General features: G+C 71.6%; 8 protein-coding genes. 3 read left to right on the top strand and 5 right to left on the bottom strand.

Annotation, left to right across the window (positions count from 1 at the left end; all coding sequences use genetic code 11):
• Nucleotides 1-105 precede the first annotated feature (105 nt).
• A complete protein-coding gene (locus OG896_RS17550) occupies nt 106-708 on the top strand; it encodes a TetR/AcrR family transcriptional regulator (RefSeq protein WP_329366535.1) in 603 nt (200 codons plus the stop codon).
• Nucleotides 709-723: 15 nt separating this feature from the next.
• On the opposite strand, the gene OG896_RS17545 is transcribed toward OG896_RS17550, so the two are convergent.
• The gene (locus OG896_RS17545; protein WP_329366534.1) at nt 724-1413 is read right to left on the bottom strand and encodes a hypothetical protein; all 690 of its coding nucleotides are present in this window, start codon (nt 1411-1413) and stop codon (nt 724-726) included.
• Nucleotides 1414-1542: 129 nt separating this feature from the next.
• A complete protein-coding gene (locus OG896_RS17540; RefSeq protein ID WP_329366532.1) occupies nt 1543-2184 on the bottom strand; it encodes a DUF2637 domain-containing protein in 642 nt (213 codons plus the stop codon).
• 673 nt (nt 2185-2857) lie between these two features.
• On the opposite strand from OG896_RS17540, the gene OG896_RS17535 reads away from it, so the two are divergent.
• A complete protein-coding gene (locus OG896_RS17535; protein WP_329366530.1) occupies nt 2858-4423 on the top strand; it encodes an FG-GAP repeat domain-containing protein in 1566 nt (521 codons plus the stop codon).
• A gap of 56 nt (nt 4424-4479) precedes the next feature.
• Here OG896_RS17535 and OG896_RS17530 read toward each other — a convergent pair whose 3' ends face one another.
• Together OG896_RS17530 and OG896_RS17525 are read right to left on the bottom strand one after the other, a co-directional pair.
• The gene (locus tag OG896_RS17530) at nt 4480-4629 is read right to left on the bottom strand and encodes a hypothetical protein (RefSeq protein WP_329366528.1); all 150 of its coding nucleotides are present in this window, start codon (nt 4627-4629) and stop codon (nt 4480-4482) included.
• 311 nt (nt 4630-4940) lie between these two features.
• The gene (locus OG896_RS17525; RefSeq protein WP_329366526.1) at nt 4941-5405 is read right to left on the bottom strand and encodes an NUDIX domain-containing protein; all 465 of its coding nucleotides are present in this window, start codon (nt 5403-5405) and stop codon (nt 4941-4943) included.
• A gap of 366 nt (nt 5406-5771) precedes the next feature.
• Here OG896_RS17525 and OG896_RS17520 point away from each other — a divergent pair, with 366 nt between their 5' ends.
• The gene (locus OG896_RS17520; protein WP_329366524.1) at nt 5772-7655 is read left to right on the top strand and encodes an N-acetylmuramoyl-L-alanine amidase; all 1884 of its coding nucleotides are present in this window, start codon (nt 5772-5774) and stop codon (nt 7653-7655) included.
• 284 nt (nt 7656-7939) lie between these two features.
• Here OG896_RS17520 and OG896_RS17515 read toward each other — a convergent pair whose 3' ends face one another.
• Nucleotides 7940-12031: a hypothetical protein gene (locus tag OG896_RS17515; RefSeq protein ID WP_329366522.1), complete on the bottom strand. Its 4092-nt coding sequence runs from the start codon at nt 12029-12031 to the stop codon at nt 7940-7942.
• Nucleotides 12032-12279: the final 248 nt, after the last annotated feature.

Raw genomic sequence — 12279 nt, 5'->3', positions numbered from 1 at the left:
CCGCCCGACGTGCCGGACGACAATGACGTGGGTCCGTTCGGCGGCCCGACCACTATATTAAGTGACTAAGTTTAGTCACACAAGCCAGAGCGGGAGTGAGGCCGGATGCCCAGGACCGGAGAGCGCGGCGGGCCGCAGACACGCGCGAGGATCGCGGAGGCCGCGACCCGGCTCTTCCTGGAGCGCGGGTACGACACGGTCACGGTCGCCGAGGTCGCGCGCGCGGCCGGGGTCTCCAGCGTGACCGTCTTCAACCACTTCCCGCGCAAGGAGGACCTCTTCCTCGACCGCGCGGACGACGCCGTGGACTTCCTGCGCTCGGCGGTACGCGACCGCGCCCCGGGCGTCGACGTACCGACCTCGCTGCGCGCCACCGTCCTGCGGCTCGTCGACACCCGGCACCCGCTCTCCGGCGTCAACGACCGCTCCCTCCCCTTCTTCCGCACCGTCGCGGGCTCGCCCGCGCTGATCGCCCGCGCCCGGGAGATCGCCGCCGACCTCCAGCAGACCCTTGCCGACGAACTCGCCCGCGACCCGGCTTTCGAGGGCGACCCCGACCTGCTCGCCGCCTTCTTCGTCGCCGGTTACGGCACCGTCCTGGTCCGTACCGCGCGCCGCCTCACCGCGGGGGACCCGCCGGACGCCGTGCTCCCCGACCACCGCGCCCGCCTCGACCGCCTCTTCACCGCCCTCCGGCACGGCCTCTGATCCGTTCCACGACGGCTATCCCCAGGTGACGGCGTTCTCCGCGGGCCAGTAAGTGATGTCGCACCCGCTCTCCTCGTCCGGCACGGGCGCCGGGACGGGGGACAGGCAGTGGCAGCACAGCTTGTAGCCGCTCCCGTGGCGGGGGTCGGTCTGCCACCTGACCCATTCGGCGGCTTCTTCCGCGGTCATGACCTGCATCCCGGCCGCCCACGTGGTGCTGCACACCCCGTGGTGGGCGAACGCGGACAGGCCGGCCAGGGACCACCGCGACCCCACCGGCTCCGCCCGGCCGACATACCGCGCCACCCGGAGGCAACTGCTCAGGTGCAGCGTGGTTCTCCCCGCGGCGTACGGATAGAGGTCCGGATCGGACAGGCGCACCTTGTGCAGGAACGACTCGGCGGCGATCGCGTCGAACTCGGCCCGGGCGCCGGCGCACACCGGACAGCCGAGCGGGCAGTCGTAGCCGGTGAACGCCGTCTCGGTGTCCTCGTACCGCGGGTCCGGCGGACTGAGCCGTTGCGCGAAGGCGTCCAGCGCCTCGTGGAGTTCCTGCCCGGTGACGTATCCCTGCACGAGCATGTCGATCATCTCCTTGACCGCGGGGAGTTCGATCACGGTGAGAAGGGTGTCCGGAGCGTCGGGGGCGACGGTGGAGTGCATGCCCCAGACGAGCCAGTCCTCTGTGCGCGGGTTTTCGATCATCACCTGACTGTTTTCTTCGAGGAGCACGCCGAACCTCCCGTTGGGACTGTGCGGGCCGCACGTCGGCCGACTTGTTCTGGCACCGGTGCCGGTGGTCGCGCCGAGGTCACCTGCCCCTCGTCGCGGGGCTCAGTGCTTGCGCCGGCGCTGGCGCGGGATCTCCACCCGGTCGGGGCGGAGAAGGGTGATCTGCCGGGAGAGGAGGACGAAGCTGGCCAGTGCGGAGAACGGGGGCAGGCCGGCGGTGGCGCTCGCGGTGACGGTTCTCGGCGCGTGGGCGACGCACAGGGCCACGGCGATCGCCGAGAAGAGGAACACCGCGGTCCACCCGGTCCGGGTGGGACGCCGGTGCGCGGTGGCATGCAGGACGAAGAGGCAGCCGACCAGCCAGGGACCGTAGACGAGCAGCGGCCAGGACCAGTCCAGTTCGTGCGCGGTCGGCGAGGCCAGTCGGCGCAGCGGACCGTAGGAGACCATGGCGCCGAGCACGCTGACGCCGCTGGTGACCGCGCTCGTGATCCCGGTGATCACGACACCGACGACGGCCGACCATCGCGGCCGCACCAGCCGGGGGCGCCTGCGGCGGTGCTTGATCGGGGGCGCCGCGGGCGGTTCGGCCGGGAACGGCGCCTCCTCCGGGACCTGCGGCTGGAACAGGTACTCGAACTCGGCATCGAAGTCGCCCTGTGTCCGGGTGTCGTCCGGCTCCGCCTCGGGGTAGAAGTCCGGCAGCCGGCCCAGCGGGGGAGCGAACTCGTCGGCGCCCACCATCTGGTAAGTATCGTATTCATACACTATGGGGCCACCCGGGGCGCGAGTTCTGCCGGTGAGCGCTCATCGGGTCTCCGAGTCGTGCGAGGCGCAAACGCCGCGGAAGTCCACTTCGACACGTCCCATGAGGGCGAGGAATTCGCCGAGCAGGGAACTGCACGAATGCGGACCTTCGGCCGGCTCGCAGCCGGATTCGGCGCCGCGCGCCACCTCCGTGGTGGCCGCGGGAGTGAATTCCCGCGGAAGGGGGCCGGAGCTGACGTGCCGTGGGTCCGTGTACTCGGAAGTCTGTTGGACAAGGGGCGTGTTCACATCTCCATCAACGAGGACGGGGCGGGAGCAGGACGAGGCAAACGAGTGAAGCGTGTGGCATTCGGCTGGACCGTTTGCCACGGATCGGGCGGGAAGATCGGCGCCTGCGGTATATGGCGTCGCTCACAACGTTTCTGAGACCGTGTCAGATATCGGCGGTGCCCGATGTTCCGATGGCGGGAGGATCGCTCCCCGAGGTCCTGGAAACGCCGGAGGCACTGGAAACGCCCGAGGCCCGGTGATTGCGCCGGCACGGTATTCCTCCGGGACCCCGGGAATCGGGTGCCCGGACGGGCGCTCCGGTGCCCGTGCGGCCCGGTTTTGGGACAACCTTCGGCGGGTGTCCCGAGTCGGTGTACGTATGCGCAAGCGACTTGCCGCGTGGGTCGCGGTCACGGTGTGCTGGGCGGCCCTCGGCCTCGCGGGCTGCTCGGGGGCCCCGTCCGGTGGGGGCGGAGGGGGCCGAACCACGTCCGCCCGCCCGACGTCCGACCAACTGCCGTCCGACCAGCGGCCGTCCGACCAACTGCCGTCCGACCAGCGGCCGTCCGCATCCGCATCCGCATCCGCATCCGCATCCGCTTCCGCCTCGCCGTCCGCCGGCTCCGCGGCGCGCGGACCCGGCAGGGGCGGCCCGTACGACTTCGACGGGGACGGCAGGGGCGACCTCGTCGTGACCGACGACACGGCGAGCGTCGGCGGGGTGCGGGCCGCCGGGTACGCCGCGGTGCTGCCGGGCGGCCCCCAGGGCACGGACCCGAAGCGCGCGCGGATGATGACGCAGAACAGCATCGGCGCGGGCCCCGCGGGTCAGGGCGGCTATTTCGCCGCGGCGACGGCCTCGGCCGACCTGGACGGCGACGGCAGGGCCGATCTCGTCGCCCAGGCCGGCTACGACACGCTGTTCCTGGTGTGGGACGGCTCCGGGGCGAGCGGCAGACCCGCGCGGCTGCGCGGCACCCGGCCCTTCACCGGTGACTTCGACGGCGACGGCCACCCCGACGTCGCCGCCACCGTCCGCGACGATCCCCTGACCGAGACCTTCTCCTACGGGCCGTTCAGCCGCTCCGGCAAGCCGGCCCGTACCGCGACCGTACGGATGCCGGTGGACGGCGGGTCCGCGGGCGGCTCCGCCTTCAGCGGCGAGAGCGTGGTGGCGGTGGGCGACTTCAACGGGGACGGGCGCGACGACCTGGTCACCTCCTGGACCACCCAGTACACCGACGTGGTCGACACCCCGCGCGCCACGGTCGTCTGGTACGGCACGGCCACGGGTGCCACCCGGGGGCCGCGGTTGAAGGACGCCCGGGGCAGGGACGTCTACAGCAGCAGCTACGACACGCCTTTCGCCGTCGGCGACTTCGACCGCGACGGCTGCGACGACATCGCGGTCGGCCTGCCCGACGAGGTGGGCCCGGGGGAGGAGGAGCCGGGGCCGCCGAAGGGCGGCAGCCGGCTGACCGTCTGGTACGGCGGCAGGAACGGCCCCGCGCGCGCACCGCTCACCTTGACCGCCGCGACCCCGGGACTGCCCGGGCCGCCCCTCGCGGACGAGTTCGGCCAGTTGCCGGTGGCGGGGGACGTGAACGGGGACGGCTACGCGGACCTGGCGTTCGTCGCCAATACGGGCGGGGGCTCGTCCCGCGCGGTGCTGGTGCTGCGCGGCGGCCCGCACGGGCTGACCACGTCAGCGGCGCAACTCGTGCCGGCCCAGGACGCCGCGGCCACCGCGATGCTCGACACCGACGGCGACGGGCGGGCCGACCTCGCGATGGGCTCGCCGGACGTCCGCCCCCCGCAGGTGGCGGTGGTGCGCGGCACCGCGGCCGGCCTCGATCTGCGGCACCCGATCACGATCACGGCTGTCGACTTCGGTACGCCGATACCGACCGACGGCGCGGGCTTCGGGTCGGCCTTCGCCCGCTGACCGTACGCCCGCTCACCGTGTCTGGCGCGGGTGCGCGCCCGCGAACGGCAGGCCCGCTAGTGGTGCAGCAGGTGCCTGCGGTGGTGGGGCCGGTCCGGGTGCCGGGTGCCGCCGTGGTAATTCGGTCCGCCCATGAGGACCACGAGAGTGCCGATGGCGAAAGCGATCACGACCAGCGAGAATCCGATCGTTTCCAGTGCTCTCATCGCGAGGTCCTCCTCCTGGGAGCGTCCCGATCCGGGCACGGCACGGTGCTGCCGCGCCTCTCTCCTTCGACGCTCTCACGGTCACGAGCCGTCGGCAGATCGGGGCTCACCTGACGAAATTCCGGTCTCACCGATTGAACGAATCCGCCGTCCGGAGCAAATCCGTCACGTCACGGCGTAATCCCATCCCCACGCAATGTCGCCACCCCGGAATGTCGTCACCCCGCAATTTGTTTTCGCGCAAATTTGTTCCCGCGCAAAGGCGTACGCGCGCGAGAATCCGCCCGCGCGAATCCGTGGTGCCCACGACGTCAGATCCGCCCCGCGAGGCGGTCCAGGAATGCCGTCTGCGCCGTGACGACGACCTCGCGCGCCGCGTCGAGCCCGAACCACGCCACCCGGTCCAACTCCGGGAACTCGGCGGTGCGGCCCGAGCCGCGCGGCCACTCCATGGTGAACGTGCCCGGCACCACGTCCGCCGGATCGAGGTCGCCCTCCACCGCCCACACCGTCACGTGCTTGCGCCCGGACTGCACCACCTCGCCCAGCGGCAGCGGCGCCCCTTGCGGGGCCGGCAGCCCCAACTCCTCGCGGAACTCGCGGCGCGCGGCGTCCCAGGGCTCCTCGTCGCCCTCGTACTCGCCCTTCGGCACCGTCCACGCCCCGGCGTCCTTGCGGGCCCAGAAGGGTCCGCCCATGTGCCCGAGCAGCACCTCCACCCCGGCGCCGGTACGGCGGAAGAGAAGCAGGCCCGCGCTGCGCTTGATATCAGCCATGAGGCCAGTCTCACCCGCCGGATAGGCCAACCGGCCCTCGAATCGGCCCGGTCGGGGAAATAGGAAATGCGCATCGCGCCGACCACCGCATAGGCGCGGCTTGTTCACTGCTTGTTCACGACTCGCGCACTCCATGACCGCATGCCGGCGGCTCGATGTACCAGCCAGCGACCTGCCGCCGTACTGCCGATCGGCACGGCATACCGTGGTCCTGCACAGGGTGATCGGTTCCGCGCCGAAAACGAGCGGCACGTCGACTGATGCTCAATCAAATATGTGATGATCAGGAGCGCATCACATACAGACGGAGGATGAGCAACCGTGGGTCAGAGGCGGAGATCGAAGCGGAAACTTGCGACGTATGTCGTGGGTGCGACGTTGGTCGTCGCGGGGTGCGTCGGCGCGCCGGTGGCGTTGGCCAGCCAGAGCGGGAGCAGTGCGGGGCCGGCTTCCGCGGGCGAGCAGAAGGACTTCGCGGACGCCGCGAAGGAGTCCGGTGTACCGGCGTCGGTGCTGATGGCGGTCGCGTACGAGGAATCCCAGTGGGACGTCCACCAGGGGCACAACACCAGCGGCGGATTCGGGCCGATGAGCCTGACGGACGTGACGCCGTCGATGGTCGCGGACGGTGGCGCCGGCGCGGCGGGCCGTTCCGACCTGGCGTCGCTGGCGTCCGACCCGTCGCTGCACACGCTGACCGCGGCGGCCAAGCTGATCGACGTGCCCGCGCAGCAGGTGCGGACCGACCGGCGGGACAACATCCGTGCCGCGGCGGCGCTCCTGGCGTCGTACGAGAAGAAGCTGCGGGGTGACGCCCCGCAGGACCCGGCCGACTGGTACGCCGCGGTGGCCCGGTACAGCGGGTCCACCGACCAGGCCGCCGCCGAGGACTTCGCGAACCGGGTGTTCGCGACGATGAAGTCCGGTGCGCAGCGCACCACCACCGGGGGCCAGCGGGTGGACCTGGCGTCGCAGCCCTCGCTTCGGGCGGACACCAGCCACCTGTCGTCGCTGCACCTGAAGAAGACGTCGACCTCCGGCACCGACTGCCCGCAGCAGCTCGACTGCCAGCTGGCACCCGCGGCGACGACCAACTACCAGGTCGCGGACCGCGCCGCCGACGGGATGAAGATCAAGTACATCGTCATCCACGACACCGAGACGTCGTACCAGACCGCCATCGACGGGTTCCAGAACCCGGCGAGCGGGGACGCGGCGAACTACGTGATGCGCTCGTCCGACGGCGCGGTGACGCAGTCGGTGGCCACCAAGGACATCGCGTTCCACGCGGGCAACTACTGGTTCAACATGCACTCGGTCGGTATCGAGCACGAGGGTTTCGCGGCCCACGGCGCCAGTTGGTACACGCAGGTGCAGTACCAGAACACCGCCGACCTGGTGAAGTACCTGGCGGCGAAGTACCACGTCAAGCTGGACCGTGAGCACATCATCGGCCACGACAACGTGCCGGGACCGGTCGACTCGCTCGTCTCGGGCATGCACTGGGACCCGGGACCGTACTGGGACTGGAACCAGTTCATGGCGCTGCTGGGCGCGCCGACGGACAAGGGCGAGCACAGCGTGGGCCCGGTCGGCACGGCCGTGACGATCGCACCGGAGTTCGCGTCCAACGAGCAGACGGTCAACGTGTGCCCGGTGGACGACCCGACCGGGGCGACGACCACCTGCACCGACCAGACCGCCGCGTCGAACTTCCTCTACGTGCGCACCGCGCCCAGCGCGACCGCGCCGCTGGCGAGCGACCCGTACGTGCACACCGACGGCTCGCCGGGCAAGGACGAGATCAGCGACTGGAGTTCGACCGTCTCGGCCGGGCAGCAGTTCGTCGTGGCCGACCAGCAGGGCGAGTGGACGGCCATCTGGTACGGCGGCCAGAAGGTCTGGTTCGACAACCCCGACGGCAAGAACACCGTCGAGGCGCAGGACGTGAAGATCCTCACGACGGCCGGGGACACCGCCGCACCCCTCTTCGGTGAGGCGTACCCGGACGCGTCCGAGTACCCCGCGGGCCTCTCGGCCGACGTGGCGCCGCCGCTCAGCAAGTACACCTTCGCCGCGGGCCAGCAGTACGTGGCGACGGCGAAGCCCGCCAACCGGGACGACTTCTACCCGGCCAACGGCACGACCCGGCCCACGGAGACCTACATCCAGGGCGCCGGCACGGTGTACACGATCCAGTACAACCACCGCTTGGCGCTCGTCAACTCCTCCGACGTCAAGGTGAGTTGACGCTCCCCGCTCGCTGAACCGGGTCGCCGCACCCGGCACCGAAGGGCCCCCGGCCGCGACGCGCACCCGCGCCCGGCCGGGGGCCCACGTGCGTACGGCGCCCGGCGCGGCCGGGGGCCATGTGCGATCCGATCCTCGGGCGGGACGGGGACCGACCGCGTTCCGTCGGAGCGCCGACCGATTCCGCTCCGGTTCCCGACACCGGAGCGGCCCGCGCCTCAGAGGGCGCGGGCCGCCGGCGTCATCCGTGACGCGCCGCCCTTGTCGGGCGGGCGCGCGGCGGATCAGGTGCCGTAGTAGCCGTCGAGGTCAGCGATGACCTGGACGTCACCCGTGTAGTTCGTCAGGGAGATCCTGCCGTCGACCACGGGCACCACCACCTGGTTGGCGATGGTCGTGCTTGCCGGGTAGTTGAGGTTCGACACTCCCGGCAGCGGTGTGCCGTGCGGATAGACGGTCAGGTGGCTGTTGGCGCTGGGGGCGGTGGCCGTGACGTTGAGTGCCACGGCCGTCAGACCGTCGGTGGGGACGCCGTCGACCCCGTCGACCTCGAAGCTCACCGTCGCGCCGGGGCCGACCTGTCCGGCACGCGCGCCGAGCCCGCTTCGGGTGTCCAGCAGCCGCACGGGGTCGACAGGGGTGAACGCGGAGCCCGTCGTGGAGAAGTAGCCCGAGACGTCGGCGAGGAGGTCGACCGTGCCGGCGCTGTTCTCCAGGTCCACGACGCCGTTGTGCACCGGTACGGTCACCAGGTTGGCGATGGTCCGCCCCGCACCGTAGCTGACGCTGGAGACGGAGGGCAGTTGCTGTCCGTCGGGGTAGACGGTGATGTGGCCGGTCGTGGTGGGGTGTACGGCGGTCACGTTCATGGTCACCGCGGTGACGCCGGAGGCAGGGACGCCGTGTGTTCCGGCGACGGTCAGCCGCACGGTCTTGCCGGCTCCGACCTGTGCCTTCGGTGCCCCGGTTCCGTTGCGGGTGTCCAGGAAGCGCGTCGGCGTGATCGTCGTCAGGGCCGATCCGTTGCCGCCGTCGGTGTAGTAGCCGGTGACGTCGGCGAGGAGGTCGACCGTGCCGGCGCTGTTCTCGAGGTCCACGACGCCGTTGTGCACCGGTACGGTCACCAGGTTGGCGATGGTGTGGCCGGCCTGGTAGCTGACGCTGGAGACGGAGGGCAGTTGCTGTCCGTCGGGGTAGACGGTGATGTGGCCGGTCGTGGTGGGGTGTACGGCGGTCACGTTCATGGTCACCGCGGTGACGCCGGAGGCAGGGACGCCGTGTGCTCCGGCGACGGTCAGCCGCACGGTCTTGCCGGCTCCGACCTGTGCCTTCGGTGCCCCGGTTCCGTTGCGGGTGTCCAGGAAGCGCGTCGGCGTGACCGGGACGAACCGGCCGTGCGAGGCCGTGGCGGCGGGGGTGACGGTGAAGCCGTCCGGCAGGTAGCCGGTCGACTTGGTGCCGACGCTGTAGCCGGGTTGGTCGACGACGACGTCGTAGTCGCCCGGATCGGCGGACCCCGGGTTCAGAAGCACCGTCAACGACGTGCCGTCGGCGCTCACCGAGACGGGGCTGCTCCACGAGCCGGACGACGGGGGGACGCCGTTGCTCGCCAGTTCGACGTCCGTTCCGAGGGTGAGGTCCGAGCCGTGCACGACGACCTGGGTGGCGGTGCCGGCCTTGCCGGTCGCCGGACTCAGGGAGGTGACATCGGCGTGGGGGTGCTGGGTGGAGCAACCCTGGCTGCACACCCCCTGGACCGAGTACTCCACCGGGGCCGTGGTGTGGTCCGCCGAGATCACCAGGATGTACTGCCCGGCCGGAGCGGAGGAGTCGGTCAGGCAGGAGGAGTGGAAGCCGGGGCTGTACATGGCGCACTGGTAGGCGGTGTTGATCGAGGTCCCGGCGAAGCCCGTGGTGCCCAGGAGGTCCACCGAGAGCGCGTAGCCGGCGATGTCGCTGTCGGTGCCGTAGACGTCGAACCGCTGCGAGGGCTTGAGGTCCATCACCGCGCAGTAGCCGGACGCGGACTCGGTGAAGCTACCGCTCTGGACCGGGAAGCCGTCCGGCGAAAGCTGGTTGGCCGTGCACTGCGGCACCCAGCCGGCGGCTGTGCCCACCTTCCAGGTGTCCACCCGTGCGGCGATGGGGTCGCCGTCGTAGCCGGAGGCCACCGCGCCGATCACGTAGGACGTCGAGCCGGTGACGCGGCATGCGGTGCCCTGCTGCCAGCACACGACGGTGCCGTCGGCGTCCGCGACGAACAGGTCGGCTCCCGTTTTGTACTCCGGGTTCGGCGTGCGGACCGACAGCCACAGCTTGTCGGTGGCCGCGGCGGACACGTGCAGGCAGCCGCTGTCCAGGGCGGAGCCGAAGGAGTAGGCGGTCGCGGCGCCGCCGACGGTGAGGGACGCGGGCGCCTTGCAGGACGCGGTGGAGGAGATGTCGCGCCGGACCACGTCGTAGGTGTCGTCATAGCCGGTGCCCACCAGCAGCACCTGGTAGGCGGTGCCGGTGGCGAAGCGGCAGGTGGTCAGCGAACTGCCCGAACTGGCACAGACCTTCTCGCCCGCCGCGTCGTAGACCTGGTAGGAGGCGTCGAGCCGGTTGGAGGTGTTGGTGAAGTCGAGCATCTCCGCGGTGGAGTGGCTGTCCGCCGGGAGGGCGAGGCAGCGCATCTGCTGCGCGGCCGTGAGGGAGACCTCCGCGCCGTAGGAGCCGCCGAACGCGGACTGCGGCCAGGCGGTGCAACCGCTGGTGGAGCCGGTGCGCTGCACGGTGTAGACGTAACTGCCCGTGTCGGCACCGGAGTCGCTGCCGGTCGCGGTGTTCCCGAGCGCCAGGTGGAAGGGCGCGGTGCCGGTGAGCTTGCACACCAGGCGGACGGTGTCGTCGGCGCACTGCCGGGCGCCCGCGGAGTCGTAGACGGCCTCCTCCAGTTGCGCCCCGCGACCCTCCTGCTGGTCGAGCAGGTAGAGGCCCTGGCCGGTCGCGGTCGGCAGCGTCCAGCACAGCTCCTCGCCCTGGCCGGCGAAGGCCCCGGTCAGAGACCCGGAGGCGAACTCGTCGTCGCGGCCGGCCGTGCAGCCGTCGGTGCTCGCCGCGGCGCGGAACCACACGCCGTAGGCGGCGGGTCCGCTGTCCTGGAAGTCGCGGGCCCAGGTGTAGTCACCCGTGGTCAGCGCACACGCCGTGCTCTGGTCCTCGGTGCAGACCTCGGTGCCGTCGGCCCGGTACAGGGCGCCGGTGACGCCGTGGTCGGCGGCCGCGGTACCGAAGACGTACGGCCCGGCGGCTGTGACGTGCAGGGTGCGGCAGCGCGCGGTGGACGACGCGTCCGGGACGGTGCCGTAAGCCTGCGGGTCCAAGGCCGGGCAGCCGGTCGGAGTGGACAGGCGGGCGAAGGAGAGGGTGTAGCTGCTCTGTTCGGCTTCGCGCTGGTCGAGTTGGACCCGGTAGGGCGCGGAACCGGTGAGGGTGCAGTCCATCTCGAAGGAGCCGTCGCCCTTGGCGCACACCTGGGTGCCGTCGGCGTCGTAGACCCACGCGTTGTCGGTCCAGTCCGACACCCGGGAGCGCAGGACGTCCCCGGCCGCCAGCGGAAGGCTGTAGCAGTCGCCGGGGGAGCCGGCGTCCAGGGAGCCGGCCAGGGCGACGGGCGCGCCCAGCGCGGTGTCCTGGGCGGACAGCGTGGTGCAGGCGGCGTCCGACAGCAGGGCGTTCCAGGCGACGGTGAAGCCGGCGCCGGGGACCGTCAGCGTGTACGTGCCGGCCTGCGCGGTCGGGCAGCGCAGGGTGCCGTAGCTCTGCTGCTGCGGGTCGTCCGGACGGTCGCAGGTGAGGATGGTGCCGTCGGGCGCGGTGACCACCGGGGTCGGCGCGAAGGGGTCCCGTGCGACGACCTGGACGAAGAGCACGTCCTTCGACCGCGGCAGGTCGAGCGTGTAGACGGGGTCGCCGTTCTCCGGATCGGCGCAGGAGTAGACGGTGTGCGGTGCCAAGGCGCCGGAGCAGGCGTCGGGTGAGTCGGCGGCGGTGGTCTGCCGCACCGCCTGGGCGTGCGCCTTCTCGGCGTCGGACTTGGTCCATGCCCGCGGCGGCGCGGTGGACTTCGCGGCCGACCTTCCGGCGGATTCGGCCGGGGACTTCGCGAGGGACTTCGCCGCGGTCCTGGAACTCGCGGCCTTCGCTGCCGCCGAGCCCGGCGCGGGCTTCGCGGCCGCCGCGTCGGCTGGTGCGTGCCCGCCGGCACGGGCGGTCGAGGAGGTCCCGGCACCGGCCGGTGCCACACTCGTGCCGCCGGTCGCCGCGGCGGCCGGCGCGAGCCACAGGGTCGCCGCCGTGGCGAGCGCGGCGGTCAGCGCGGTCGTCCCGCGCACCGCCCCGGCCCTCCGCCGTCTCGTCCACGACCTGCGCCGCGACGTGGCGGCGCCTTTCGGTTCTCTCATGATCCCCCCTGGGATACGCCCTGCGTCACGATCAGCGGGAAGCCGTCGTGCGGGCAGCCGGATTCTAGGGGGTGACCATGACAATCGGGCCGGCTTTTCCCGGGGCCGCCGCCTCCTCGAAGGCCGGTTCGCGGCCGCTGCGGTCGTCTCTATCGGGTTGTCCGACGTGTGGGGGCTGG

The sequence above is a fragment of the Streptomyces sp. NBC_00669 genome (assembly GCF_036226785.1).
In the GTDB taxonomy this organism is placed as follows: Bacteria; Actinomycetota; Actinomycetes; order Streptomycetales; family Streptomycetaceae; genus Actinacidiphila.
Note: the sequence above shows the minus strand (reverse complement) of the source record. Positions and strands in the feature narration are given on the sequence as shown.